General features: G+C 59.6%; 18 protein-coding genes, 2 tRNA genes and 3 rRNA genes. 13 read left to right on the forward strand and 10 right to left on the reverse strand.

The window, feature by feature from the left end:
- Window positions 1-69: 69 nt before the first annotated feature.
- The gene (locus tag PQR27_RS18405; protein WP_408524980.1) at window positions 70-1,239 is read left to right on the forward strand and encodes a porin; all 1,170 of its coding nucleotides are present in this window, start codon (window positions 70-72) and stop codon (window positions 1,237-1,239) included.
- A 186-nt stretch (window positions 1,240-1,425) separates the two neighbouring features.
- Here PQR27_RS18405 and PQR27_RS18410 read toward each other — a convergent pair whose 3' ends face one another.
- On the reverse strand, window positions 1,426-3,099 hold the full coding sequence (locus tag PQR27_RS18410) for a long-chain fatty acid--CoA ligase (RefSeq protein ID WP_408524981.1): 1,674 nt from the start codon (window positions 3,097-3,099) through the stop codon (window positions 1,426-1,428).
- A 176-nt stretch (window positions 3,100-3,275) separates the two neighbouring features.
- Window positions 3,276-5,324, reverse strand: a complete 2,049-nt coding sequence (locus PQR27_RS18415) for a molybdopterin-containing oxidoreductase family protein (RefSeq protein WP_408524982.1) — start codon at window positions 5,322-5,324, stop codon at window positions 3,276-3,278.
- Between the two features lie 187 nt (window positions 5,325-5,511).
- Here PQR27_RS18415 and PQR27_RS18420 point away from each other — a divergent pair, with 187 nt between their 5' ends.
- Window positions 5,512-6,705: a M20 aminoacylase family protein gene (locus PQR27_RS18420; RefSeq protein WP_408524983.1), complete on the forward strand. Its 1,194-nt coding sequence runs from the start codon at window positions 5,512-5,514 to the stop codon at window positions 6,703-6,705.
- 209 nt (window positions 6,706-6,914) lie between these two features.
- Here the strand turns inward: PQR27_RS18420 and rrf are convergent.
- The 6 genes from rrf to PQR27_RS18450 all read right to left on the reverse strand — a co-directional run bounded on the left by rrf (window position 6,915) and on the right by PQR27_RS18450 (window position 13,542).
- A 5S ribosomal RNA gene (rrf, locus tag PQR27_RS18425) occupies window positions 6,915-7,027 on the reverse strand.
- 220 nt (window positions 7,028-7,247) lie between these two features.
- A 23S ribosomal RNA gene (locus PQR27_RS18430) occupies window positions 7,248-10,126 on the reverse strand.
- A 323-nt stretch (window positions 10,127-10,449) separates the two neighbouring features.
- Window positions 10,450-10,525: transfer RNA gene (locus PQR27_RS18435), tRNA-Ala, on the reverse strand.
- Between the two features lie 70 nt (window positions 10,526-10,595).
- A tRNA-Ile gene (locus PQR27_RS18440) sits at window positions 10,596-10,672 on the reverse strand.
- Between the two features lie 77 nt (window positions 10,673-10,749).
- Window positions 10,750-12,280: ribosomal RNA gene (locus tag PQR27_RS18445) — 16S ribosomal RNA — on the reverse strand.
- The 16S, 23S and 5S rRNA genes sit together here with 2 tRNA genes alongside, the layout of an rRNA operon.
- 485 nt (window positions 12,281-12,765) lie before the next feature.
- Window positions 12,766-13,542: an enoyl-CoA hydratase gene (locus tag PQR27_RS18450; protein WP_408524984.1), complete on the reverse strand. Its 777-nt coding sequence runs from the start codon at window positions 13,540-13,542 to the stop codon at window positions 12,766-12,768.
- Window positions 13,543-13,674: 132 nt separating this feature from the next.
- Here PQR27_RS18450 and paaN point away from each other — a divergent pair, with 132 nt between their 5' ends.
- From paaN to paaK, 5 genes are all read left to right on the forward strand, one after another.
- Complete coding sequence (gene paaN / locus PQR27_RS18455; RefSeq protein WP_408524985.1) at window positions 13,675-15,375, forward strand: phenylacetic acid degradation protein PaaN; 1,701 nt, start codon at window positions 13,675-13,677, stop codon at window positions 15,373-15,375.
- A gap of 126 nt (window positions 15,376-15,501) precedes the next feature.
- Window positions 15,502-16,704, forward strand: coding sequence for a 3-oxoadipyl-CoA thiolase (gene pcaF, locus PQR27_RS18460; protein WP_408524986.1), 1,203 nt, complete (start codon window positions 15,502-15,504; stop codon window positions 16,702-16,704).
- Window positions 16,705-16,753: 49 nt separating this feature from the next.
- The gene (gene paaG, locus PQR27_RS18465; protein WP_408524987.1) at window positions 16,754-17,545 is read left to right on the forward strand and encodes a 2-(1,2-epoxy-1,2-dihydrophenyl)acetyl-CoA isomerase PaaG; all 792 of its coding nucleotides are present in this window, start codon (window positions 16,754-16,756) and stop codon (window positions 17,543-17,545) included.
- Window positions 17,546-17,552: 7 nt separating this feature from the next.
- Window positions 17,553-18,005 (forward strand): hydroxyphenylacetyl-CoA thioesterase PaaI, encoded by a 453-nt coding sequence (gene paaI / locus PQR27_RS18470; RefSeq protein WP_408524988.1) that lies wholly within the window; start codon window positions 17,553-17,555, stop codon window positions 18,003-18,005.
- Between the two features lie 105 nt (window positions 18,006-18,110).
- On the forward strand, window positions 18,111-19,415 hold the full coding sequence (paaK, locus tag PQR27_RS18475; RefSeq protein WP_408524989.1) for a phenylacetate--CoA ligase PaaK: 1,305 nt from the start codon (window positions 18,111-18,113) through the stop codon (window positions 19,413-19,415).
- Window positions 19,416-19,499: 84 nt separating this feature from the next.
- Here paaK and mltA read toward each other — a convergent pair whose 3' ends face one another.
- Complete coding sequence (gene mltA, locus PQR27_RS18480) at window positions 19,500-20,624, reverse strand: murein transglycosylase A (protein WP_408524990.1); 1,125 nt, start codon at window positions 20,622-20,624, stop codon at window positions 19,500-19,502.
- A gap of 28 nt (window positions 20,625-20,652) precedes the next feature.
- Between mltA and PQR27_RS18485 the strand changes: the two genes are divergently transcribed.
- Entirely contained in the window at window positions 20,653-20,814 is a 162-nt protein-coding gene (locus PQR27_RS18485) for a hypothetical protein (protein ID WP_408524991.1), read from the forward strand.
- 45 nt (window positions 20,815-20,859) lie between these two features.
- On the opposite strand, the gene apaG is transcribed toward PQR27_RS18485, so the two are convergent.
- Entirely contained in the window at window positions 20,860-21,234 is a 375-nt protein-coding gene (gene apaG / locus PQR27_RS18490; protein ID WP_408524992.1) for a Co2+/Mg2+ efflux facilitator ApaG/CorD, read from the reverse strand.
- A 291-nt stretch (window positions 21,235-21,525) separates the two neighbouring features.
- On the opposite strand from apaG, the gene rpe reads away from it, so the two are divergent.
- The 5 genes from rpe to trpD all read left to right on the forward strand — a co-directional run bounded on the left by rpe (window position 21,526) and on the right by trpD (window position 26,481).
- Window positions 21,526-22,209 (forward strand): ribulose-phosphate 3-epimerase, encoded by a 684-nt coding sequence (gene rpe, locus PQR27_RS18495; RefSeq protein ID WP_408524993.1) that lies wholly within the window; start codon window positions 21,526-21,528, stop codon window positions 22,207-22,209.
- A 26-nt stretch (window positions 22,210-22,235) separates the two neighbouring features.
- Complete coding sequence (locus PQR27_RS18500; protein WP_408524994.1) at window positions 22,236-22,952, forward strand: phosphoglycolate phosphatase; 717 nt, start codon at window positions 22,236-22,238, stop codon at window positions 22,950-22,952.
- 370 nt (window positions 22,953-23,322) lie between these two features.
- Window positions 23,323-24,816, forward strand: a complete 1,494-nt coding sequence (gene trpE, locus PQR27_RS18505) for an anthranilate synthase component I (protein ID WP_408524995.1) — start codon at window positions 23,323-23,325, stop codon at window positions 24,814-24,816.
- A gap of 13 nt (window positions 24,817-24,829) precedes the next feature.
- The gene (locus PQR27_RS18510) at window positions 24,830-25,432 is read left to right on the forward strand and encodes an aminodeoxychorismate/anthranilate synthase component II (RefSeq protein ID WP_408524996.1); all 603 of its coding nucleotides are present in this window, start codon (window positions 24,830-24,832) and stop codon (window positions 25,430-25,432) included.
- Between the two features lie 17 nt (window positions 25,433-25,449).
- Window positions 25,450-26,481 (forward strand): anthranilate phosphoribosyltransferase, encoded by a 1,032-nt coding sequence (trpD, locus tag PQR27_RS18515; protein ID WP_408525518.1) that lies wholly within the window; start codon window positions 25,450-25,452, stop codon window positions 26,479-26,481.
- The last annotated feature ends 3 nt before the right edge of the window (window positions 26,482-26,484 follow it).

Consider the following 26,484-nt stretch of genomic DNA (forward strand, 5'->3'; position numbering starts at 1 on the left):
AGCAAGGCCTCAACGCTAGATAAATATTCCGCCTTGTACAAAAGATTCGTAATCCTTGGAGATCATTCGATGAAAAAGTCGCTTCTCGCTCTCGCAGCACTGGGCGCATTCGCAGGCGTCGCTCATGCTCAGAGCAGCGTGACCCTGTACGGTATCATTGACGAAGGCTTCAACATCAACACCAACTCGGGTGGCAAGCACCTGTACAACCTGTCCAGCGGCGTTCTGCAAGGCTCGCGCTTCGGCCTGCGCGGCACGGAAGATCTGGGCGGCGGTCTGAAGGCAATCTTCGTGTTGGAAAACGGCTTTGACGTGAACAACGGCAAGCTGGGTCAAGGCGGCCTGATGTTCGGTCGTCAAGCTTACGTTGGCCTGTCGAGCCAGTTCGGTACGGTCACGCTGGGTCGTCAGTACGACTCCGTGGTTGACTATGTTGGTCCGCTGGAAGCCGGTGACCAATGGGGCGGCTACATCGCTGCTCACCCGGGCGACATCGACAACTTCAACAACGCGTACCGCACCAACAATACGGTCAAGTACACGAGCGCAAACTACGGCGGCCTGACGTTCGGCGGCACGTACAGCTTCGGCGGCGTTGCAGGCAACTTCTCGTCGAACCAGATCTGGTCGTTGGGCGCAGGCTACAACAACGGTCCGTTGGTCTTGGGCGTTGGCTACCTGAACGCACGTACGCCGGCAGCAGCAGGCGGCCTGTTCAACACCGGCAGCCCGACTGTCGCGGCGAACGCTGCTGTAGCGTCGCCGGTCTACGCTGGCTTCACGTCGGCTAATACGTACCAGGTCATCGGTGCAGGCGGTGCATACACGTTCGGCGCAGCAACCGTCGGCCTGACGTACTCGAACATCCGCTTCGCAAACCTGGGCGTTTCGTTCGCCTCGCCGTTCAAGGGCCAATCGGCTACGTTCAACAATGCTGAAGTCAACTTCAAGTATCAGTTGACCCCGGCATTGCTGGTCGGCGCAGCATACGACTACACCCGCGGCGCAGACATCGGTGGTACATCGCGCGCTCAGTACCACCAAGGCTCGGTTGGCGTGGACTACTTCCTGTCCAAGCGTACCGACGTGTACGTGACGGGTGTGTACCAACACGCTCTCGGCGAGACGCTGACGACAGCGGGCAACGTTGTGGACGCAACGGCTGGCATCAACGGCCTGACGGGTTCGTCGAACCAGAACCAGTTCACGGCTCGTGTCGGTATCCGCCACAAGTTCTAATAAGTCGTAAAAAAGCAGTTTGCCTCAAAGGCGCCTTCGGGCGCCTTTTTTTTATGGCACGCGCGGGGCGGCTGCGTGGTGACGTCGATAGTGAGAAAAAAAGCCCGGCTGACTTTCGTCTGCCGGGCCTTTCTCTTTCTTCGCTGAGATACGTGACTTCGCTTCGACGTTGTTGACGCCTTTGCGCTATGCGCGGCCGTCGCGCAACTCGCGGCGCAAAATCTTGCCGACGTTGCTCTTCGGCAGTTCCGTGCGGAATTCGACGATCTTCGGACGCTTGTAACCGGTCAACTGCTGTTTGCAGTACGCGAAGATGTCCGAGTCGGTGAGCGCCTGGTCCTTTTTCACGACGAAGAGCTTCACGGCTTCGCCCGAATGCTGATCCGGCACGCCAACCGCGGCAACTTCGAACACGCCGGGTAGCTTCGCCACCACGTCCTCGATCTCGTTCGGATAGACGTTGAAGCCGGACACCAGAATCATGTCCTTCTTGCGATCGACGATCTTGACGAAGCCGCGCTCGTTCATCAGGCCGACGTCACCCGATTTGAAGAAGCCGTCCGGCGTCATGACCTTGGCGGTTTCATCCGGTCGGTTCCAGTAGCCGGCCATCACCTGCGGGCCACGGATGCAGATTTCGCCGGGTTGTCCAAGGGCTACTTCGTTGCCCTCGTCGTCGCGAATCGAGATTTCCGTCGACGGCAGCGGCAAGCCGATCGTGCCGCTGTATTCGGTGACCGTAACCGGATTACAGGTGACGCACGGCGACGTTTCCGACAAACCATACCCTTCGATGATCGGCGTATGCGTATGCTCGTACCAGCGCTTGGCCACGGCTTCCTGCACCGCCATCCCGCCGCCGTTCGCGGCGATCAGCTTTGAGAAATCGAGTGTGTGGAAATCCGGACTGTTCAGAAGCGCGTTATACAGCGTGTTGACCGCCGGAATCGTCGTAATCGGATAACCTTGCAGCGCCTTGATCATGCCGGGAATGTCGCGCGGATTCGGGATCAGCACACCCAGGCCACCGGTGCGGATCGTCAGCAGTCCGCAAACAGTTAGCGCAAACACGTGATAAAGCGGCAGCGCGACGACGGTGATGAACTGATCGATGTCCGCACGGTTCGCGCGAACCGGATCGAGCCAGATTTCCGACTGCAGGACGTTAGCGATCAGGTTCCGATGCAGCAGCGTCGCCCCCTTGGCGACACCGGTCGTGCCACCCGTGTATTGCAGGAAAGCGACGTCGTCAGGACCTTGCTGGACGGGCTTGAACGCCTGGCGTCCGCCCTCCGCGATCGCCGCGTTGAATGTGACGTGGCCCGGTAGGCTCCACGCCGGCACCATCTTCTTCACGCGTCGGACTACGAAGTTCACAAGCGTGCCCTTCACCCCCATCAAATCGCCCATTGCGGCCACCACGACGTGCGTGACCGACGTATTGCGCACGATCGCCTGCAGCGTGACGGCGAAGTTCTCGAGCAGGATGATCGCTTCGGCGCCGCTGTCCTTGAGCTGGTGCTCGAGCTCGCGCGGCGTGTAGAGCGGGTTCACGTTCACAACGACATAGCCGGCGCGCAAGATCGCGGCAATCGCAACCGGATATTGCAGCACGTTCGGCATCATGATCGCGATGCGCGCGCCGCGGGCAATGCCCTTCGACTGAAACCACGCGGCCAGCTTGCTCGAGAGCGTGTCGAGCTCGCCGTAGCTGATCTCCTTGCCCATGCAGACGAACGCCGGTTTGGCGCGATGGTCGCGGAAGGCTTCTTCGAGCAGTTCGGCGACGGACGAATAGCGGGTCGGGTCGATCTCTGCTGGGATGCCAGGCGGATAGGATTTCAGCCAGATTTTGTCCATGCAGCGTCTCCTCCTTTATTTTCGAATGGTCGTGCTAAAAATGCATCGTAGCATGCGCACCTGGTGGCGATTCGTGAAAATCGGTCCGGTTAGACTCCTGCCTCGAACCGTGTGAAGTCGACCGTAGCGTGATTTTCGAGCGTGTTTCAGGCCCGTTCGACTTCGACGAGACAGTCTTAGAACGTGGCCGATCCGCCCAGATCGGTCAGCGCCTGGCTGGTGACCTGATTGGCGTTGCGGCCATCCGGCGCGAGTTTTTTCCACCATATCGACAAACCGACGACGAGGCCTTTACGGGCTTTGTCGGTGACGCGCGCACGTGCCTGCATCGAGCCGCGATCGTTGAAAATGCGCACCTGGTCGCCCTCGACAATGTTGCGCTGCTGGGCATCGGCGGGGTGAATGTCCAGGTGCGGTTCGCCCTCCGTGGAACGCAGGCTTTCGATATTCACGAAGGTGCTATTCAGGAAGTTGCGGGCGGGCGGAGAGATCATGGCCAGCGGATAGCGCGCGGCGAGTTCCGGCGCGCCGTCGGCGGATTCGTACGGTGGCAGATAATCCGGCAGCGGGTCGAGTCCCTGTTGGGCGAGGCGTTCGCTGAAGAACTCGCACTTGCCGGATGGCGTTCGGAAACCGCCTTCGGCAAACGGGGCGTCTGCCACGTTCAGCTTTGCCCAGCCGGATTGCTTCAGCGTGTCCCAGTCGACGCCTTCGAGCGTTTTGTCATTCCAACGGAATGCCGCCCGTGCGACCGTTTCGTCGCTATCGTAAAGCGCCGGCTCCTCAAGCCCCATATGGCGCGCGATCCCGCGAAAAATCTCCGTGTTCGGAAGTGCGCCGCCAACAGGTCCAATGGCGGGCAAATTGACCATGACGTGCGTATGACCATACGACTTGTGCACATCCAGATGCTCGAGTTGCGTGGTGGCAGGCAGAAGCAGGTCAGCGTAATCGGCCGTGTCGGTCTGGAAGTGCTCCAGCACGATCGTGAACAGATCTTCGCGAGCGAAACCCGCGGCGACCCGCTCTGAGTCCGGTGCCACTGCCACGGGATTCGAGTTGTAAACGATGACCGCTTCAATCGTGGGACCAAAAGCGGCGTCACCTGGATGCAGCAGGGCGTCGCCGATCGCATTCATATTGATGACGCGCGATGCCTTGGCTGGCCACCCCGGCATCAGATCCGGGCGCTGCAATGCGTGTGAATTCACTGGCGCCCAGCCACCTGATGACAGCAATACGCCACCCGCCCGCTCGCGCCACGCGCCCGTTAGCGAGGGAAGGCAAGCGATAGCGCGCACTGCGTTGCCGCCGCCCCGCACTCGCTGCAAACCGTAATTCATCCGGATCGCGGCTTTCTTCGTATTTCCATAAAGGCGCGCAAGATCAACGATCACCTGCTCATCGACATCGCAAATTCCGGCAACGCGCGACGGCGGAAAGCTAAGCGCGCGGGCCTTCAATTCGGCGAAGCCCAAGGTATGAGCCTCGATGTATGCAAGATCGAGCAGATTTTCCGTGATCAACACATTCATCAGGCCGAGCGCCAAAGCGCCGTCGGTGCCAGGTTTCAGCGCGATGTGCTGATGGCATTTTTCCGCCGTGAGCGACCGATACGGATCGATCGCAATCAGGCGAGCGCCGTGACGTTTGGCTTCCTGGGCGCGGGTCCAGAAATGAAGATTCGATGCAATCGGATTTGAGCCCCAGATCAGAATGAGCTCACTCTCGGCGAAAAATTCGGTCAGCATGCCAAGGCTGGCGCCGTACGTATACTTCAACCCCGCCGCGCCGGCCGCTGCGCAGATCGTGCGGTCCAGTTGCGATGCGCCGAGCTTGTGAAAGAATCGTTGCGCGATGCTATCCCCCTGGATCAGCCCCATCGTGCCGGCGTAGCTGTACGGCAGGATAGCTTCCGGCGCCCGATTCGCAATCTCCGACAGATGCGTCGCGGCCAGATCGAACGCTTCGTCCCAGGTTATCGGCTCAAAGCGCCCCTCGCCCTTTCGGCCGACGCGCTTCATGGGGGTAGTCAGCCGACGCGGATGATGCACACGTTCGGCGTAGCGACTGACCTTGGTGCACAGGGCGCCTTGTGTCGGTGGATGCTCGGGGTCAGCGATTACCTTGATCGCCCGGCCTCCTTCAACGCTCACACGCATTGCGCAGGTGTCCGGGCAATCGTGTGGACACACCGCGCGGGCGAATTCAGTCGGAGCATTCATCGGCGGTCGGTTCCAGGAGAGCGGTGAGTTGTGGAGCAATGCGGGATTTTATTACGTCCGTTGGCGCTTGATCGGCAAGGTGCCGCCAAAAATGCCTTCGGCGTAGAATCGATTATCACCGTGCCCGGGCGATGTCGCTCCGAGCGATTCCACGCGAAGTAAAGCACAAACGCATCATTACTCCATCATGAAACTGATTCCCGAAATCCAGGCCGCCCACGGCGAAATTCAGACTCTTCGACGAACGATTCATTCTCACCCGGAGTTGCGATACGAAGAGACAGCAACCGCGGATCTGGTAGCCAAAAGCCTTACATCCTGGGGTATCGAAACTCACCGAGGATTAGGCAAAACAGGCGTGGTCGGCATCCTGAAGCGCGGTAACGGTTCGCGTGCAATCGGATTGCGTGCCGACATGGACGCGTTGCCCATTCAGGAACTGAACAGCTTCGACCATCGCTCGCATAACGACGGCAAGATGCACGCGTGCGGCCACGACGGACATACCGCGATGTTGCTCGGCGCGGCGCGGCATCTGGCAAAGCACGGTGAATTTGACGGCACGATCGTGTTCATCTTCCAACCGGCCGAAGAAGGCGGCGCAGGCGCGCAGGCAATGATCGACGATGGCCTGTTCACCCGGTTTCCGGTCGACGCGGTTTTCGGCGTTCATAACTGGCCGGGCATGCCCGCGGGACATTTCGGCGTGACCGAAGGCCCAATCATGGCCTCAAGCAATGAATTCCGTATTGAAATCAAAGGTGTAGGCTCGCATGCGGCGCTACCGCACAATGGCCGCGACCCCGTATTTACAGCGGTGCAGATCGCCAATGGTCTGCAGAGCGTCATTACGCGAAACAAAAAACCGCTGGATACCGCTGTGCTGTCAATCACTCAGATACACGCCGGCGACGCAGTCAACGTTGTACCGAACGACGCCTGGATTGCGGGCACCGTGCGCACTTTTACGACCGAAACACTGGATCTGATCGAAGCACGCATGCGCAAGATCGCCGCGAGCACCGCAGAGGCCTACGACTGCTCCGTTGATTTCCACTTTCATCGCAACTACCCGCCGACCATCAACAGCAGTGAGGAGGCCCGCTTTGCTGCGTCGGTCATGAAGGAAATTGTCGGAGCGGAGAACGTCGACGACGCAGTCGAACCGACAATGGGCGCCGAGGATTTTTCGTTCATGCTACTGGCGAAACCGGGCTGTTACGCATTTCTAGGCAACGGGGACGGCGGCCATCGGGATTCCGGGCATGGGGCTGGACCTTGCATGCTGCATAACGCGAGCTATGACTTCAACGACGAACTATTGCCGATCGGCTCGACGTATTGGGTTCGGCTCGCAGAGCGGTTTCTGGCACAGAAGTAGCGCCAATTAGGTCGGTGCCGGGGCGGCGGTGGTTCTGTATCGCCGCCAATTGCGGTTCGCTGCGCTCGAGCTGCATGCTTTGCTAAGGTGTAAAGCGATTGCTCCCCGCGTTAAAAGCGTGTCCGCTCTCAGGGCGTCCGATCATCTTTCACGTGCCGTAAACGCAGAAACCCCACCTTGCTGGGTGGGGTTTCTGTTGCTGCTAGGGAGCCTGACGATTACCTACTTTCACACGGGAATCCGCACTATCATCGGCGTGGAGTCGTTTCACGGTCCTGTTCGGGATGGGAAGGGGTGGTACCGACACGCTATGGTCATCAGGCATGACTTGTTGTCGTGTCGCCCTTGAGGGCGGCACAACCAATCGGGAAGAAGTAGCTGAGAGGATGCCTCTCGCAACACGTTCAATACGTGCGGGTTGTGTTGTTTCTGGCACAACAACGATCACTCAACCGTGTGTGGTGTCCGCCCCCCCTTCGGGGGTGGGGTCCGCGTAAGTGCTGAAGCACTAGCGCTAACCGGACACGAAACACACCTGTTATAGGATCAAGCCTTACGGGCAATTAGTATCAGTTAGCTTAACGCATTACTGCGCTTCCACACCTGACCTATCAACGTCCTGGTCTTGAACGACCCTTCAAGGGGCTCGAAGCCCCGGGGATATCTCATCTTAAGGCGAGTTTCCCGCTTAGATGCTTTCAGCGGTTATCTCTTCCGAACATAGCTACCCGGCGATGCCACTGGCGTGACAACCGGTACACCAGAGGTTCGTCCACTCCGGTCCTCTCGTACTAGGAGCAGCCCCCTTCAAATATCCAGCGCCCACGGCAGATAGGGACCAAACTGTCTCACGACGTTTTAAACCCAGCTCACGTACCTCTTTAAATGGCGAACAGCCATACCCTTGGGACCGGCTACAGCCCCAGGATGAGATGAGCCGACATCGAGGTGCCAAACACCGCCGTCGATATGAACTCTTGGGCGGTATCAGCCTGTTATCCCCAGAGTACCTTTTATCCGTTGAGCGATGGCCCTTCCATACAGAACCACCGGATCACTATGACCTGCTTTCGCACCTGCTCGACTTGTCGGTCTCGCAGTTAAGCACGCTTATGCCATTGCACTATCAGCACGATTTCCGACCGTACCTAGCGTACCTTCGTACTCCTCCGTTACACTTTGGGAGGAGACCGCCCCAGTCAAACTGCCTACCATGCACTGTCCCCGACCCGGATCACGGGCCAAGGTTAGAACCTCAAACAAACCAGGGTGGTATTTCAAGGACGGCTCCACGCAAACTGGCGTTCACGCTTCATAGCCTCCCACCTATCCTACACAGATCGGTTCAAAGTCCAATGCAAAGCTACAGTAAAGGTTCATGGGGTCTTTCCGTCTAGCCGCGGGGAGATTGCATCATCACAAACACTTCAACTTCGCTGAGTCTCGGGAGGAGACAGTGTGGCCATCGTTACGCCATTCGTGCAGGTCGGAACTTACCCGACAAGGAATTTCGCTACCTTAGGACCGTTATAGTTACGGCCGCCGTTTACCGGGACTTCAATCAAGAGCTTGCACCCCATCATTTAATCTTCCGGCACCGGGCAGGCGTCACACCCTATACGTCCACTTTCGTGTTTGCAGAGTGCTGTGTTTTTATTAAACAGTCGCAGCCACCAGTTTATTGCAACCCCTTCACCCTTCTGGCGCAGGCCAGTCAAGCTACAGGGGCGTACCTTATCCCGAAGTTACGGTACCAATTTGCCGAGTTCCTTCTCCCGAGTTCTCTCAAGCGCCTTAGAATACTCATCTCGCCCACCTGTGTCGGTTTGCGGTACGGTCTTGTTAAACTGAAGCTTAGAGGCTTTTCTTGGAACCACTTCCAGTTGCTTCTTCACCGAAGTGAATGGCGCCACGCCCTTGAATTGCGCACCCGGATTTGCCTGAGTGCCTTCTCCAACGCAGCGACCGGGACTTCCAACACCCGGACAACCTTCCGCGATCCGTCCCCCCATCGCATTTAACAATGGTGCAGGAATATTAACCTGCTTCCCATCAGCTACGCATTTCTGCCTCGCCTTAGGGGCCGACTCACCCTACGCCGATGAACGTTGCGTAGGAAACCTTGGGCTTACGGCGAGGGGGCCTTTCACCCCCTTTATCGCTACTCATGTCAGCATTCGCACTTCCGATACCTCCAGCGCACTTTTCAATGCACCTTCGCAGGCTTACGGAACGCTCTCCTACCATGCACATAAATGTGCATCCGCAGCTTCGGTATATTGCTTAGCCCCGTTACATCTTCCGCGCAGGACGACTCGATCAGTGAGCTATTACGCTTTCTTTAAAGGATGGCTGCTTCTAAGCCAACCTCCTGACTGTTTTAGCCTTCCCACTTCGTTTCCCACTTAGCAATATTTGGGGACCTTAGCTGGCGGTCTGGGTTGTTTCCCTCTTGACACCGGACGTTAGCACCCGATGTCTGTCTCCCGTGATTGCACTCTTCGGTATTCGGAGTTTGCTATGGCGTAGTAATCCGCAATGGACCCCACAACCATGACAGTGCTCTACCCCCGAAGGTGATACACGAGGCACTACCTAAATAGTTTTCGGAGAGAACCAGCTATTTCCAGGTTTGTTTAGCCTTTCACCCCTATCCACAGCTCATCCCCTAACTTTTCAACGTTAGTGGGTTCGGACCTCCAGTACGTGTTACCGCACCTTCATCCTGGCCATGGATAGATCACCTGGTTTCGGGTCTACACCCAGCGACTGAACGCCCTGTTCGGACTCGCTTTCGCTACGCCTGCCCTAATCGGTTAAGCTTGCCACTGAATGTAAGTCGCTGACCCATTATACAAAAGGTACGCCGTCACCCCTTGCGAGGCTCCGACTGTTTGTATGCATGCGGTTTCAGGATCTATTTCACTCCCCTCCCGGGGTTCTTTTCGCCTTTCCCTCACGGTACTGGTTCACTATCGGTCGATCACGAGTATTTAGCCTTGGAGGATGGTCCCCCCATCTTCAGACAGGATTTCACGTGTCCCGCCCTACTTCTCGTACACCCAGTTCTTCCTCGCTGTTTTCGTCTACAGGGCTATCACCTGCTATGGCCGCACTTTCCAGAGCGTTCGACTAACAATGAAGATAAAGAGTACAGGCTGGTCCCATTTCGCTCGCCACTACTCTGGGAATCTCGGTTGATTTCTTTTCCTGCGGTTACTTAGATGTTTCAGTTCACCGCGTTCGCTTCGCATGACCTATGTATTCAGTCATGGATACTCCATAAGGAGTGGGTTTCCCCATTCGGATATCGGTGGATCAAAGCTCGTTTGCCAGCTCCCCACCGCTTTTCGCAGGCTACCGCGTCCTTCATCGCCTGTGATCGCCAAGGCATCCACCACATGCACTTGTTCGCTTGACCCTATAACGGGTGTGTCTCATGCCGCATCCACTGGGGATGCAGCGCTCCTCACATCGTTACAGGTTGAGTATTCGTGTTGCGCCGTATTCCAAAGCAATCTTTCGATCACCTTTTCATACATTGATACAATCACAACCCTGATTCACCTACTCGCACACCCATCTCTAAGTATGCTTTCGTGAATCTCTTTACTACTTCTTCCTGATTGTTAAAGAACGACAGCCGATATCGCAGTTGCTATAACCGCGTATCACTCTGACTGGCTCAATCGCCAATGCGAAACGCTCTGTGCCTTTAAACACAGAACCCTGCGCATTGAAGATTGGTGGAGGATGACGGGATCGAACCGACGACCCCCTGCTTGCAAAGCAGGTGCTCTCCCAGCTGAGCTAATCCCCCAGTCATGCAGATAACGCAATCTGATAGTCCCGGAGTCTTCACCGGTTAGCTGCAGCCACCGCAGAAACAGTGGTGGGTCTGGATGGATTCGAACCATCGACCCCCGCCTTATCAAGACGGTGCTCTAACCAACTGAGCTACAGACCCCTGAGTCTGTCTGCGTATCTGTCTTAATTTCACAGCCGATAAGCGTGAGCGCTCAACGTTTGACACGTTAGCTCGAGAAAGGAGGTGATCCAGCCGCACCTTCCGATACGGCTACCTTGTTACGACTTCACCCCAGTCATGAATCCTACCGTGGTGACCGTCCTCCTTGCGGTTAGACTAGCCACTTCTGGTAAAACCCACTCCCATGGTGTGACGGGCGGTGTGTACAAGACCCGGGAACGTATTCACCGCGGCATGCTGATCCGCGATTACTAGCGATTCCAGCTTCACGCACTCGAGTTGCAGAGTGCGATCCGGACTACGATCGGTTTTCTGGGATTGGCTCCCCCTCGCGGGTTGGCGACCCTCTGTTCCGACCATTGTATGACGTGTGAAGCCCTACCCATAAGGGCCATGAGGACTTGACGTCATCCCCACCTTCCTCCGGTTTGTCACCGGCAGTCTCCCTAGAGTGCTCTTGCGTAGCAACTAGGGACAAGGGTTGCGCTCGTTGCGGGACTTAACCCAACATCTCACGACACGAGCTGACGACAGCCATGCAGCACCTGTGTTATGGCTCCCTTTCGGGCACCCCCACCTCTCAGCAGGGTTCCATACATGTCAAGGGTAGGTAAGGTTTTTCGCGTTGCATCGAATTAATCCACATCATCCACCGCTTGTGCGGGTCCCCGTCAATTCCTTTGAGTTTTAATCTTGCGACCGTACTCCCCAGGCGGTCAACTTCACGCGTTAGCTACGTTACCAAGTCAATGAAGACCCGACAACTAGTTGACATCGTTTAGGGCGTGGACTACCAGGGTATCTAATCCTGTTTGCTCCCCACGCTTTCGTGCATGAGCGTCAGTATTGGCCCAGGGGGCTGCCTTCGCCATCGGTATTCCTCCACATCTCTACGCATTTCACTGCTACACGTGGAATTCTACCCCCCTCTGCCATACTCTAGCCCGCCAGTCACAAATGCAGTTCCCAGGTTAAGCCCGGGGATTTCACATCTGTCTTAGCGGACCGCCTGCGCACGCTTTACGCCCAGTAATTCCGATTAACGCTTGCACCCTACGTATTACCGCGGCTGCTGGCACGTAGTTAGCCGGTGCTTATTCTTCCGGTACCGTCATCCCCCCAGGGTATTAACCCAGAGGTTTTCTTTCCGGACAAAAGTGCTTTACAACCCGAAGGCCTTCTTCACACACGCGGCATTGCTGGATCAGGGTTTCCCCCATTGTCCAAAATTCCCCACTGCTGCCTCCCGTAGGAGTCTGGGCCGTGTCTCAGTCCCAGTGTGGCTGGTCGTCCTCTCAGACCAGCTACAGATCGTCGCCTTGGTAGGCCTTTACCCCACCAACTAGCTAATCTGCCATCGGCCGCCCCTGTAGCGGGAGGTCCTAAGATCCCCCCCTTTCCTCCGTAGAGCGTATGCGGTATTAATCCGGCTTTCGCCGGGCTATCCCCCACTACAGGACACGTTCCGATGTATTACTCACCCGTTCGCCACTCGCCACCAGGATTGCTCCCGTGCTGCCGTTCGACTTGCATGTGTAAGGCATGCCGCCAGCGTTCAATCTGAGCCAGGATCAAACTCTTCAGTTCAAACCTGTTACTGTTTTCGGTCTCTTTCGAAACCGGTCGCTCACTCAACGTACTGACGAATGATCATCCCATCCGAAGATGGGAAAACCTTCCTTTAATACTAGTGTGAGACTTGATACTTTCGCTTGTCGGCAGAATCCGGAGATCCCACCGCGCGTCGCGCATCAAGCGCCCACACTTATCGGCTGTTAATTTTTAAAGATCGAGTCCGCATTCACTACCAAACCCGCACCGGACACCTCAACTTCAACCACCCGGTACCGCTTCGTTCTGCGTCGCTGCATCAGCAGCAGAGAAACGAGATTATGAAGAACTTTCGCTACGTCGTCAACAGGTTTTTTTAACTTACCGAACCTGCCCGACACACCGCAAACCCCCGCCATTGCTGGCTCTCCCGCCTCCCCGTGCCCCGGTATCCGAAGCACGAAAGAGCGAGATTCTAGCGACCCAAACCGGGGCTTGCAAGCTTTATTTTGGCAAGCGTATTAACGATTTTTGAAAACTGGTTTGCGCTTCTCCACGAACGCGGCCATCCCTTCCTTCTGGTCTTCGGTGGCAAAGAGCGAGTGGAACAGGCGGCGCTCGAAATGCACGCCTTCCGCGAGCGTCGTTTCGTATGCGCGGTTGATCGATTCTTTCACCATCATTACCGCCGGCAACGGAAATTCCGCGATGGTCGCTGCGGCGCCTATCGCCTCGTCAATAAGGGAAGCCGCGGGAATCACGCGTGAGACCAGCCCGGCACGCTCCGCCTCGGCCGCATCCATAAAGCGGGCAGTCAGACAAAGGTCCATCGCTTTTGCCTTGGAGACGGCGCGCGGCAGTCGCTGCGTGCCGCCAGCGCCCGGCATGACGCCGAGTTTGATTTCCGGCTGACCGAACTTTGCGGTGTCGGCGGCAAGGATGATGTCGCACATCATCGCCAGCTCGCAGCCGCCGCCGAGCGCGAAGCCCGCCACTGCGGCAATGATCGGCTTGCGGATGGAGCGCACCGTTTCCCAGTTACGGGTGATGTAGTCGCCCTTGTAGACATCCATATAGGTGTAGGTCGCCATCATGCCGATGTCGGCGCCCGCAGCAAACGCTTTCTCACTGCCTGTCACCACGATTGCGCCAATCGCCTCGTCGGCGTCGAATTCACGCAGCGCAACACCTAACTCGTCCATCAATGCGTCATTCAATGCGTTCAACGCCTTCGGGCGATTCAACGTGATCAGTCCGACTCGCCCCCGCGTCTCAACCAGAATGTTCTCGTAAACCATGCCGCCTCCTAGTGTAAATGGCACGCGAAAACGCTTCGCGCGGCCGTCTTAATAATGCTAACATTCACCAACCAACCGGTCGGTCAATTATTCGACAGGCTTTTCCCCAACGCACAGCAACGCCCCTCTGCCATGACACATCCGCTATTCACCAAACACGAAGACACGCTGCAAAAGGCACTCACCGCGGTCGAGACGCGCGGCTACTGGAGTCCGTTCGTCGAGATGCCCAGTCCGAAAGTGTACGGGGAAACCGCCAATACGGACGGCGAAGCCGCGTTCAAGTCGCACCTCGACAAGACGTTCGAACTGGACCAACCGTCGACGGGAGAAACCGTCGGGGCTGAAGTATCCCCGTTTGGCTTTCCGCTCGGCGTCCGCTATCCGAAGGCCGACCCTGACGCGCTGATCGCCGCATCCGTTGCCGCACAGCGCGAGTGGCGCGCGGCCGGCCCGCAGGCGTGGATCGGCGTGTGCCTGGAAATCCTGGCGCGCGTGAATCGCGCCAGTTTCGAAATCGGCTATAGCGTGATGCATACGACCGGCCAGGCATTCATGATGGCCTTCCAGGCCGGCGGCCCTCACGCCCAGGACCGCGCGCTGGAAGCGGTGGTGTACGCATGGGATCAACTGCGCCGCATCCCGGCCGACGCCCACTGGGAAAAGCCACAGGGCAAAAACCCGCCGCTCGCGATGCATAAGCGCTACACCGTCGTTCCGCGCGGCACCGGTCTTGTGCTCGGCTGCTGCACCTTCCCGACGTGGAACGGCTATCCGGGTCTCTTTGCAGATCTGGCGACCGGCAACACGGTTATCGTCAAGCCGCATCCGGGCGCGATTTTGCCGCTCGCATTAACCGTGCGGATCGCGCGAGACGTGCTGCGCGAAGCCGGTTTCGATCCGAACATCGTCACGCTGCTGGCGACGGATCCCAACGACGGCCCGCTCGTCCAGGATCTGGCCCTGCGTCCGGAAATCAAGCTCATCGACTTCACAGGCAGCACGCAAAACGGCACATGGCTCGAGCGCAACGCGCACCAGGCGCAGGTCTACACCGAAAAAGCCGGCGTCAACCAGATCGTGATCGACTCGGTCGACGACGTCAAAGCCGCCGCCCGCAATATCGCCTTCTCGCTCGCGCTGTATTCAGGCCAGATGTGCACCGCGCCGCAAAACATCTATGTGCCGCGCAACGGCATCCGCACGGCCGACGGCACGCTCAGCTTCGATGAAGTGGCGCAGGCCATCGCGAGCGCTGTGCAAAAGCTGGTAGCCGATCCGGCCCGTGCCGTCGAACTGATCGGCGCGATCCAGAACGAAGGCGTGACTCAACGCATTACCGAAGCAAGCAAGCTCGGTCATGTTCTCGCCGCAAGCCAGTCGCTCGAACATCCCGCTTTTGCGGGTGCCCGCGTGCGCACGCCACTGGTGCTCCAACTGGACGCAGCCACTGACCGCGCGCAATTCACTAAAGAATGGTTCGGTCCAATCTCGTTCGTGATCGCGACGGATTCCACGGCGCAATCTCTTGACCTCGCCGGCGCGATCGCCGCCGAGCACGGCGCATTGACGATGTCTGTCTACAGCACGGACGAAGCCGTACTTGAAGACGCGCACGAAGCGTCGATCCGCGGTGGCGTGGCACTGTCGATCAATCTGACGGGCGGTGTATTCGTCAATCAATCAGCGGCCTTTTCAGACTTCCACGGCACCGGTGCGAACCCGGCGGCAAACGCCGCACTGTCTGACGCAGCATTCGTGGCGAACCGCTTCCGCGTGGTTCAGAGCCGCGTTCATGTTGAACCGAAAGCAGCACCGGCGGTAGCTAGCTAAACGGCTTAAGACAAAAGCACGGCTTTCGTCCTATGCCGTTTGGCCGAATGGACCGAGCCGTGCGCCCCCACTAACATGAGACATCGGATTGGCCCTTCGCGCCAATCCGTTCTAGCGGGAACCCACATGAACGACGCCTTCATTTGCGATGCCATTCGCACCCCAATCGGCCGCTACGGTGGCGCTCTGAAAGATGTCCGTGCCGACGATCTCGGTGCGGTCCCGATCAAGGCGCTGATCGACCGCAATCCGAATGTCGACTGGCGCGCTCTCGACGACGTGATCTACGGCTGCGCCAATCAGGCCGGCGAAGACAACCGGAACGTAGCGCGCATGTCGGCATTGCTGGCGGGTTTGCCCACTGATGCACCGGGCGCCACCATTAACCGCTTGTGCGGCTCGGGTATGGACGCGGTCGGCACCGCCGCACGCGCCATCAAGGCCGGCGAAGCGCGGCTGATGATCGCCGGGGGCGTCGAAAGCATGACGCGTGCGCCGTTCGTCATGGCCAAAGCGAACAGTGCGTTCTCGCGACAAGCCGATATTCATGACACGACCATCGGCTGGCGCTTCATCAATCCGCTAATGAAACGCGAATACGGCGTTGATTCGATGCCGGAGACCGCGGAAAACGTCGCGGTGCAGTTCGGCATCAGCCGCGCTGACCAGGACCTGTTCGCACTTTCCAGCCAGCAAAAGGCGGCCCGCGCGCAGCGTGACGGCACGCTGGCTCAGGAAATTGTCGCCGTGGAGATTGCGCAGAAGAAAGGCGACCCCGTGCGCGTCACCCTGGACGAACATCCGCGCGAGACTTCCCTCGAAAGTCTGGGCAAGCTCAAGGGCGTGGTGCGTGCGGATGGCAGCGTGACGGCCGGCAACGCGTCGGGCGTGAATGACGGCGCGTGCGCCCTGCTGCTCGCGAATCAGCAAGCTGCCGATCAATACGGTCTGCGCCGCCGCGCGCGGGTGGTGGGTATGGCGACCGCAGGCGTCGAGCCTCGCATCATGGGCATCGGGCCGGCGCCCGCCACGCAAAAGCTGTTGAAGCAGTTGGGCATGTCGCTCGAACAGCTCGACGTGATCGAGTTAAACGAGGCGTTTGCGTCGCAAGGACTCGCCGTGCTGCGCACACTCGGTCTGCGCGACGACGATCCACGCGTCAATCCCAATGGCGGAGCAATCGCACTGGGGCATCCGCTTGGCGCTTCAGGTGCCCGTTTGATTACTACCGCGCTGCATCAACTGGAACGAATCAACGGCCGCTTCGCGCTTTGCACGATGTGTATCGGCGTCGGCCAGGGCATTGCCATGGTGATCGAGCGCGTCTGAGGCCAACAGCGCCGTGCTCACCATCAATGAGACTTTGAGGAGACACCCAATGTCATATGAAGCGATTCGCGTCGACGTCGACGACTCAAGCCACGTAGCGACCATCACCCTGAACCGCCCGGACAAGCTCAACAGCTTCACGCGCACGATGCACAGGGAACTGAGCGCCGCGCTCGACCAGGTCGAAGCGGCCGGCGTCCGCGCGCTCGTGCTGACCGGCGCGGGCCGCGGCTTTTGCGCCGGACAGGATCTCGCGGACCTCGACTTCACGCCTGGCGCGATGACCGATCTCGGTGAACTGATCGATGCGCATTTCAATCCGCTGATTCGGCGCCTGCAGGCCCTGCCATTGCCGGTGATCGCCGCGGTCAACGGTACGGCAGCCGGTGCCGGCGCCAATCTTGCACTGGCGTGCGACCTCGTGCTGGCCGCCCGCTCGGCCAGCTTCATACAGGCATTCGTGAAAATCGGGCTGGTCCCGGACTCGGGCGGCACGTGGTTCCTGCCGCAACGAGTCGGCATGGCGCGCGCGATGGGTCTCGCCATCACGGGCGACAAACTGAGCGCGGAGAAAGCGGAAAGCTGGGGCCTCATCTGGCAAACGGTGGACGATACAGAACTGGCTTCCACGGCATCCAGACTCGCAGCCCAACTCGCCCAGCAGCCCACGCGCGCCATCGCCGCGATCAAGCAGGCCATGCGCGCGGGCGCCACACAAACGCTCGACCAGCAACTCGATCTCGAGCGTGATCTGCAACGCCAACTTGGCGCATCGCACGATTACGCGGAAGGCGTGCAGGCATTCGTCGAAAAGCGCGCACCGCGCTTCGAGGGCCGCTGAAATGGCCATGCAAAAATCTCCCGCCAGCATGACGCCGGACGAGCTGGCTCGCGCCACCGCGGTCGCCATGTACGAAAACGATGCGTGCACCAAGGCACTCGGAATCGATATCGTCGAAGTCCGCCCCGGCTATGCGCGTTTGCGCATGCCGGTGCGAGACGACTTCCTGAATGGCCACCAGATTTGCCACGGCGGGCTGATCTTCACGCTCGCCGACTCCAGCTTCGCGTTCGCCTGCAACACATACAACACCAATACGGTTGCAGCAGGCTGCTCGATCGAGTTTCTGCGGCCGGTGCAAGGCGGCGACATTCTGACCGCTGAAGCCATCGAACAAACACTGAGCGGCCGCACCGGCATTTACGACATTCGCGTCACGAATCGCGCCGAAGAAACGGTGGCGATGTTTCGCGGCAAATCGGCGCAAATCAAAGGCAATCTGATCCCCACGGGCGATTGACAGACACATTGGCGGCGTATGAGTAGCCGCCCGTCACCCGAATTTTGCGCATGAATCGCGCACCGTACACCAGACTCAAGCATTGAGGCAGCAAGGAGACATTCGATGACCACCGCCCTCCCGCTCGATCCTATCGAGACCGCCAGCCGCGACGAACTTGCCGCGCTTCAACTCGAACGGCTCAAATGGTCGCTCAACCACGCCTACGAGAATTCGCCGGTCTATCGGCGCAAATTCGATGAGGCTGGTGTTCATCCGAGCGAAGTGAAGACTCTCGCGGACCTCTCGCGCTTTCCGTTCACCACCAAGAAGGATCTGCGCGACAGCTACCCGTTCGGCATGTTTGCCGTGCCACAGGAGCAGATTTCGCGGATCCACGCATCGTCGGGTACGACGGGCAAGCCCACCGTGGTCGGCTACACCGCGCGCGATATCGACACATGGGCGAATCTCGTGGCCCGTTCGATTCGCGCCGCCGGCGCGAAGCGCGGCGACAAGGTCCACGTGAGCTACGGCTACGGCCTGTTCACGGGTGGCCTTGGCGCGCATTACGGCGCCGAGCGCGCCGGCCTGACCGTGATTCCGTTCGGCGGCGGCCAGACCGAAAAGCAGGTGCAACTGATTCAGGATTTCCGTCCCGACATCATCATGGTGACGCCGAGCTACATGCTGTCGATCGCCGACGAACTCGAGCGGCAAGGCATCGACCCAGCCAATTGCTCGCTGCGCCTCGGCATCTTCGGCGCGGAGCCGTGGACCAACGACATGCGTCTTGCAATCGAGAAGCGCATGGGCATCGACGCGGTCGATATCTACGGTCTGTCCGAAGTCATGGGGCCTGGCGTGGCGTCGGAATGCGTGGAAACCAAAGACGGCCCGACGATCTGGGAAGATCATTTCTATCCCGAGATCATCGATCCCGAAACCGGCGAAGTGCTCCCGGACGGTGAACTCGGTGAACTCGTGTTCACTTCCTTGACGAAAGAAGCGCTGCCGATCATCCGTTACCGGACGCGCGATCTGACGCGCCTGCTGCCCGGCAGCGCGCGCACCATGCGTCGGATGGAAAAGATCACGGGCCGTTCTGATGACATGATGATCGTGCGTGGCGTCAATGTATTCCCCACGCAGATCGAGGAACTGCTGCTCAAGCAGCACGCTCTCGCGCCGCACTATCAGATCGTGCTGACGAAAGAAGGTCCGCTCGACGTACTGACGTTGAACGTGGAGCCCTGCCCGGAAACAGCGCCGGATACGACCGCGCTGAGCACGGCAAAGCAGGCGCTGGCCTACGATATCAAGGCGTTGATCGGCGTAAGCGCGGTGGTCAATGTGCTAGGGGTGAACGGGATCGAACGTTCAGTGGGCAAGGCGCGGCGCGTGATCGACAAGCGCAAGTCGGGTCTTTAAGCCGTTGCCCTGAGAGTGAAGGAATAAATCCGGGAAGGCGGTTTTCAGTTGGAGAAAACCGCCGCTCCGGCTACCGCATACGCGTCAGGAATTCGGCAGCAACAACCACATGCGGCCGCCCTGCTTCATCTTGCCGGCCAGATCACCGGCGTCGTCGCCGAGGCCCCAGAAGTAATCGGCGCGCACGCCGCCTTTGATCGCCGAACCCGTGTCCTGAGCAAAGACAAGCCGGTTCATCGGCGAATTGGTCAGCGGCCGGGTGGTCTGCAAAAACACTGGCGTGCCGAGCGGAATCGAAGCCGGATCGACCGCAATCGAGCGTTCCGGCGTCAACGGCACACCCAGCGCGCCGATCGGGCCGTCCGCTCCGCCACTCGGCACACTTTCGCCAGACGGCATTTCGCGGAAGAACACAAAGCGCGGATTCGTATCGAGCAGCGCGTCAACGCGCGTCGGATTCGCCCGCGCCCACGCCTTGATGCCCTGCATGGTTGCCTGGGCCGGCGTCAGTTCGCCGCGATCGAGCAGCCAACGTCCGATCGACTTGTACGGTTGGTTGTTCGTGCCGCCAAAGCCCACGCGCATCACGCTACCGTCTTCCATCACGACGCGGCCGGACCCTTGCACCTGCAGGAAGAACGCTTCGATCGGATCGTCGACCCATACGAGTTCGTTACCGTTGAGCACGCCCGCGCGTTCGAGTTGCGCACGCGCCGGCAGCGGCGCACCCGCGCGATAACCGGATGGCCAGCGATACAGGGCCGTCTGATATACGCCGTGCCGTGTCCGCGATCCGCGCAGCAAGGGCTCGTAGTAGCCGGTGACAAGACCGTCGAGCGTGCCGTCGTTATTGGCTAGCTGGAAAGGCGTGAAATACGCTTCGAAGAATGCCCGCGCGCTGGTGACATCCAGATCGTCGATCTGCGAAGCCGCTGCACATGCGCGAGCCCAGTTAGGTTGCCGCGCCAGTCTCAGGCAGTTTTGCCGCAATGCGGCCGTCGCGCCGATCAATGAGTCGTCCTGCCAGCCCGGCACCTGCTGCCAGGCTACGGCCGTGAGGCGCGTCGCCGCGATCTGTCCGGGTATGATCGCGGCACCGGTAGGCGGTGAAACCGAAGGCCGGACCGCACCGCCGCCACCGCAGGATGCCAGCAGTACTGCAACCGAAAGCGCGCCGAGCCATGCTCCGGCCGTGCGGACAAAACGCATACAATGTTCGTTCTTGATGGAAACCGCCATGTCTGATCTGTTCGACGAATACCCGATGCTCATCTTCGCGCTGGAATCGCTCCTCGCGCTCTTCCTGCTCGTCTTTATCGTTGTGTGGACGTCGTCCGGCAAGAAAAAGGCCGCGCGCGCCAACAATAGTGAACAGCACAAGCAGCAAAAACCGCAGTAAAGCCGCGCGCTGAACTGTTTAAAGACCGTGGCTTGCGCGCTCGGTTCAATGCAACGTGCGTGGCATGCGCAAGATGAACTCGGGCACCGTCGCATCGAACCGTTCGCCGTCCTCCGCCACGCAGAAGTATTCGCCGCGCATCGTGCCGACCGGCGTGGCGATCACCGCCCAACTCGTATACTCGAAGTGTTCGCCCGGCTTGAGCAACGGCTGATGACCGACCACGCCCAGGCCTTTTACTTCCTGCACGTTCTTGTCGCTATCGGTGATCACCCAGTGGCGCGCAATCAGTTGCGCGGGCACTTGGCCGCTGTTACGGATAGTCAGCGTGTATGCAAACGCATACTGGCGGCGCTCCGGGTCCGACTCTTCGGGCAGATACTGCACCTGCGCCGAGACGCTGAATTCGTACTGGCTCATCCTGATTCCGGTCTGGTGAAACGGGGGTGTGAAAAATCGCGGGAAGGCCCGAACGCCAATGCTTTGCGGGCGCATATGTGAAGCCGCGCTGATGCTTTGGCATTCTGCTTGATGCGCGGCACGCCCGCAACCGGACAAATCCCTCTGGCTAAGGGCCATTCAGGCGTTTTGTCACGTGCACCGCTCGATCCAGCACCACCCGCCCGCTTCCAGCAGCGAACCGTCCGCTGGCAGGTTCAACGGCGCACAAAACGGTAAAATGGCGTTTTCCCGCTTGCATCCGCCCCCGCCATGACGCAATTTCGTATCGCTCCCAGCATTCTGTCCGCCGATTTCTCGCGCCTTGGTGAAGAGGTCCGCAATGTCGTCGCCGCCGGCGCCGACTGGATCCACTTCGACGTGATGGACAACCACTACGTGCCGAATCTGACGATCGGTCCGCTCGTCTGCGAAGCTATCCGCCCGCACGTGGACGTGCCGATCGACGTCCATCTGATGGTGCGCCCGGTCGACCGCATCGTGCCGGACTTCGCGAAGGCTGGCGCCAACCTGATCAGCTTTCACCCGGAAGGCTCAGACCATATCGACCGCACGCTGTCACTGATCCGAGATCATGGCTGCAAGGCCGGCCTCGTGTTCAATCCGGCAACGTCGCTGAACTATCTCGATCACGTGATGGATAAAATCGATCTGGTGCTGATCATGTCGGTCAATCCGGGCTTCGGCGGCCAGTCGTTCATTCCTGAAGCGCTCAACAAACTGCGCGAGGCCCGCACGCGCATCAACGCGTACAAGGAAAGGACCGGCCGCGAGATTCATCTGGAGGTGGACGGCGGCGTCAAGGTCGACAACATCGCGGAAATCGCGGCAGCGGGCGCGGACACGTTTGTGGCCGGTTCCGCGATCTTCGGCGCCCCGGACCACAAGGCGGTGATCGAGAAGATGCGCGCCGCCCTCGCTCATATCGAACACTGAGCGAACACTGAGATCGCGCACTCAATATGACCGCTCCGTTCCCTGCCCCGACCTTCACCGGCCCGCGCCTGCAAGCCGCGATCATCGACCTGGACGGCACGATGATCGATACCGCCGACGATTTCACCGCCGGCCTGAACGGCATGCTCGCGCAGCTAGACGCCACGGAAACGTCGCGCGAGGAAGTAGTCGGCTACGTCGGCAAAGGTTCGGAGCATCTGATTCGCAGCGTGCTGGCGCCGCGCTTCGAGGCGGACCACGCGCAGGACCGCTTCGACGAAGCGCTCGCGATCTATCAGGCGGAGTACGCGAAGATCAACGGTCTGCATACGCGCCTGTATCCGGACGTGGAAGCCGGCCTGAGCGCCATGCGCGAGGCCGGCATCAAACTCGCCTGCGTGACCAACAAGCCGCATCGTTTCGCGGTCGAATTGCTGCAGCAATACGGCCTCAGCCAGTACTTCAGCGTTGTGCTGGGCGGCGACAGTCTGCCGCAAAAGAAGCCCGATCCGCTGCCTATGCTCACCGCCGCCGAGCAACTGGGCGTTGAGCCGCGCGTGACCGTGGCCATCGGCGATTCGGAAAACGATGCGCTGGCAGGCCGCGCGGCAGGCATGGCCACGCTCACCGTACCGTACGGCTACAACCACGGCCGAGCTATACAAGAAATAAAATCCGATGGTATAGTTGCCTCGCTGCTCGATGCCGCGAAGGCAATCGCAGCGCACCAATCCACGACCTGAAAAGTCCCTCATCCTCATGTTTCTGAATAAAAAACGGAGTCTGATTAGCATCGACCGGGGAGCCTGGCCCTGGCGTCGCTGGTCGCGCTAACCTCGCCTGAGGTACGCTGAAGCTCGTCTTCGGCAACCGTTTTTTACTTCGCTGCGCTTACGCGTTTCTTCCATCATATTGTTTCGCTGCATCGGTTAGCCATAGCCGCCGCCTGCCCACCAGGCATTGTCGTGCGCTCAAAAAACCGTGTTCGCGTCGATGGAAACTCGCGCCGGTCGGTATCATCTATCGATACGTCGACCCCATGTCTGACCGGCCGCGCACTGCCCCGCTTTGTCCGACGCACGCTGTCGCCGGACCTATGAACAGGATCGGAACATGACCGAACTCGAATTCCAGTCCCTCGCCAATGAGGGTTTCAACCGCATTCCGCTGATCGCCGAAGCGCTCGCCGACCTCGAAACGCCGCTCTCGCTATACCTGAAGCTCGCGCAAACCGAGCGCAACGGCGCGAACTCGTTCCTGCTGGAATCGGTGGTGGGCGGCGAGCGCTTCGGCCGCTATTCGTTCATCGGCTTGCCGGCGCGCACGCTGCTGCGCACCCGCAACGGTGTGTCGGAGGTGGTGCAGGACGGCAAGGTCGTCGAAACGCATGAGGGCGATCCGCTCGACTTCATCCAGCAATTCCAGGCTCGCTTCAAAGTCGCGCAACGCCCGGGGCTGCCGCGTTTCGCGGGCGGTCTGGCCGGTTATTTCGGCTACGATGCCGTGCGCTACATCGAGAAGAAGCTCGCTCACAGCGCGCCGAAAGACGATCTGAACCTGCCCGACATCCAGTTGCTGCTGACCGAAGAGGTCGCGGTAATCGATAACCTCGCGGGCAAGCTGTATCTGGTGGTCTACTCCGACCCGACACAGCCGGAGGCCTACACGAAAGCCAGGCAACGTCTGCGCGAATTGCGCCAGCGTTTGCGCACGACCGTGCAGCCGCCGGTCACGTCGGCCAGCGTACGCACCGAGACCTACCGTGAATTCGCGAAAGACGACTATCTGGCCGCCGTGCGCCGCGCGAAGGAATACATCGCGGCCGGCGAACTGATGCAGGTGCAGGTCGGCCAGCGGCTGACCAAGCCGTACCGCGACAATCCGCTTTCGCTGTATCGCGCGCTGCGTTCGCTGAATCCGTCGCCGTATATGTATTACTACAACTTCGGCGACTTCCACGTGGTCGGCGCGTCGCCGGAAATTCTGGTGCGCCAGGAAAAGCGTGGTGAAGACCGTATCGTCACCATCCGGCCGCTCGCTGGCACGCGTCCGCGCGGCAACACGCCGGAACGCGATGCGGAACTCGCCACCGAACTGCTGAACGACCCGAAGGAAATCGCCGAACACGTGATGCTGATCGACCTCGCGCGCAACGACGTGGGCCGTATCTCGCAGATCGGCTCAGTGGTCGTGACCGATCAGATGGTGATCGAAAAGTACTCGCACGTGCAGCACATCGTGAGTTCTGTCGAAGGCAAACTGAAGCCCGGCACCACCAATTTCGACGTGCTCCGCGCCACCTTCCCGGCCGGCACGCTGTCCGGCGCGCCGAAGGTCCGCGCAATGGAATTGATCGACGAGCTGGAACCGATCAAACGCGGCCTGTATGGCGGTGCGGTCGGCTACCTGTCGTTCACTGGTGAAATGGATCTGGCGATCACGATCCGCACCGGCGTGATTGCGAACGGCAATCTGTATGTTCAGGCGGCAGCGGGTGTAGTCGCGGATTCGGTGCCCGAGTCCGAATGGCAAGAGACCGAGAACAAGGCGCGTGCTGTTTTGCGCGCCGCCGAGCAGGTGCAAGACGGCCTCGATAGCGACTTCTGACCGGAGACAAACCATGCTGCTAATGATCGACAATTACGATTCGTTCACCTACAACCTGGTGCAGTACTTCGGCGAACTCGGCGAAGACGTGCGCACCTATCGCAACGACGAAATCACGCTGGACGACATCGCGAAGCTCAACCCTGAGCGCATTTGCCTGTCGCCGGGACCGAGCAACCCGCAACACGCCGGCATCACGCTCGACGTGCTGCGCGAATTCGCCGGCAAGATGCCGATTCTCGGCGTGTGCCTCGGCCATCAGGCGATTGGCGAAGCATTCGGTGGCCGCGTGGTGCGCGCGCAAACCATCATGCACGGCAAGGTGAGCACGATCGAAACCGACTGCAAAGGCGTTTTCGCCGACCTGCCGAAGCACTTTGTCGTGACGCGCTATCACTCGCTTGCGATCGAACGCGAATCGCTGCCGGAGTGCCTCGAAGTCTCCGCATGGACAGCCGACGGCGAAATCATGGGCGTGCGGCACAAGGAACTGGCCGTTGAAGGCGTGCAGTTCCATCCGGAATCGATCCTGTCCGAACACGGCCACGCGCTGCTCGAGAACTTCGTGAAACAGTCGAAGACCGCGTCCGCCAGAACGTCCAACCGCAACGCCTGATGAAGAGAGACGAAATCATGTCGATTACGCCCCAGGAAGCGCTGCAACGGACAATCGAGCATCGCGAGATTTTCCACGACGAAATGCTGCATCTGATGCGGCTCATCATGCGCGGCGAACTGTCGCCCGTGATGTCGGCGGCGATCATCACCGGTTTGCGCGTCAAGAAAGAGACCATCGGCGAAATTACCGCCGCTGCTACGGTGATGCGTGAATTTGCCCGGCACGTCGAGGTGGAGGACAACTCGAACTTCGTCGATATCGTCGGTACTGGCGGCGACGGCGCGCACACCTTCAACATCTCCACGGCAACGATGTTCGTCTCCGCCGCGGCGGGCGCGAAAGTGGCCAAGCATGGCGGGCGCAGCGTGTCGAGCAAGTCGGGCAGCGCGGACGTGCTCGAAGCGCTCGGCGTCAATATCGATCTGCAGCCGGAACAGGTGGCGGCGTCGATTGCGGAAACCGGCATGGGCTTCATGTTCGCGCCGAACCATCATCCGGCAATGAAGAACATCGCGCCGGTGCGCCGCGAACTCGGCGTACGGACCATCTTCAATATTCTCGGACCGCTGACCAATCCGGCCGGCGCGCCCAATCAGCTGATGGGCGTGTTTCACGGCGACCTGGTCGGCATTCAGGTACGCGTGATGCAGCGTCTCGGCGCGAAGCACGTGCTGGTGGTGTACGGTATGGACGGCATGGACGAAGTGTCGCTCGGCGCGGCCACGCAAGTCGGCGAATTGCGCGACGGGCAGGTCCACGAGTACGAGATCCATCCGGAAGACTTCGGCATGCAGATGGTGTCGAACCGCTCGCTGAAAGTGGCCGACGCCACCGAATCGAAGGCGATGCTCCTCGATGCGCTCGACAACAAGCCGGGCGTCGCGCGTGAAATCGTCACGCTGAACGCGGGCACCGCGTTGTACTCGGCGAACGTGGCGGCATCGATCGCGGACGGCATCCAGTTGGCGCGCGAAGCGATCGCGAGCGGCCAGGCCCGTGCGAAAGTGGACGAGCTGGTCCGCTTCACCCAGCAATTCAAGCAGTAACTA

This window comes from Paraburkholderia fungorum, assembly GCF_046027215.1.
Taxonomy (GTDB): domain Bacteria; phylum Pseudomonadota; class Gammaproteobacteria; order Burkholderiales; family Burkholderiaceae; genus Paraburkholderia; species Paraburkholderia fungorum_D.

Bases quoted from the DNA above. Each gene is read 5' to 3' on its own strand.
- PQR27_RS18450 (WP_408524984.1), bottom strand. From the start codon at position 13,542: ATGGTTTACGAGAACATTCTGGTTGAGACGCGGGGGCGAGTCGGACTG.
- paaI (WP_408524988.1), top strand. From the start codon at position 17,553: ATGCAAAAATCTCCCGCCAGCATGACGCCGGACGAGCTGGCTCGCGCC.
- mltA (WP_408524990.1), bottom strand. From the start codon at position 20,624: ATGCGTTTTGTCCGCACGGCCGGAGCATGGCTCGGCGCGCTTTCGGTT.
- pcaF (WP_408524986.1), top strand. From the start codon at position 15,502: ATGAACGACGCCTTCATTTGCGATGCCATTCGCACCCCAATCGGCCGC.
- trpD (WP_408525518.1), top strand. From the start codon at position 25,450: ATGTCGATTACGCCCCAGGAAGCGCTGCAACGGACAATCGAGCATCGC.
- paaN (WP_408524985.1), top strand. From the start codon at position 13,675: ATGACACATCCGCTATTCACCAAACACGAAGACACGCTGCAAAAGGCA.
- paaK (WP_408524989.1), top strand. From the start codon at position 18,111: ATGACCACCGCCCTCCCGCTCGATCCTATCGAGACCGCCAGCCGCGAC.
- paaG (WP_408524987.1), top strand. From the start codon at position 16,754: ATGTCATATGAAGCGATTCGCGTCGACGTCGACGACTCAAGCCACGTA.
- apaG (WP_408524992.1), bottom strand. From the start codon at position 21,234: ATGAGCCAGTACGAATTCAGCGTCTCGGCGCAGGTGCAGTATCTGCCC.
- PQR27_RS18510 (WP_408524996.1), top strand. From the start codon at position 24,830: ATGCTGCTAATGATCGACAATTACGATTCGTTCACCTACAACCTGGTG.
- PQR27_RS18420 (WP_408524983.1), top strand. From the start codon at position 5,512: ATGAAACTGATTCCCGAAATCCAGGCCGCCCACGGCGAAATTCAGACT.
- PQR27_RS18410 (WP_408524981.1), bottom strand. From the start codon at position 3,099: ATGGACAAAATCTGGCTGAAATCCTATCCGCCTGGCATCCCAGCAGAG.
- PQR27_RS18500 (WP_408524994.1), top strand. From the start codon at position 22,236: ATGACCGCTCCGTTCCCTGCCCCGACCTTCACCGGCCCGCGCCTGCAA.
- PQR27_RS18485 (WP_408524991.1), top strand. From the start codon at position 20,653: ATGTCTGATCTGTTCGACGAATACCCGATGCTCATCTTCGCGCTGGAA.
- rpe (WP_408524993.1), top strand. From the start codon at position 21,526: ATGACGCAATTTCGTATCGCTCCCAGCATTCTGTCCGCCGATTTCTCG.
- trpE (WP_408524995.1), top strand. From the start codon at position 23,323: ATGACCGAACTCGAATTCCAGTCCCTCGCCAATGAGGGTTTCAACCGC.
- PQR27_RS18415 (WP_408524982.1), bottom strand. From the start codon at position 5,324: ATGAATGCTCCGACTGAATTCGCCCGCGCGGTGTGTCCACACGATTGC.
- PQR27_RS18405 (WP_408524980.1), top strand. From the start codon at position 70: ATGAAAAAGTCGCTTCTCGCTCTCGCAGCACTGGGCGCATTCGCAGGC.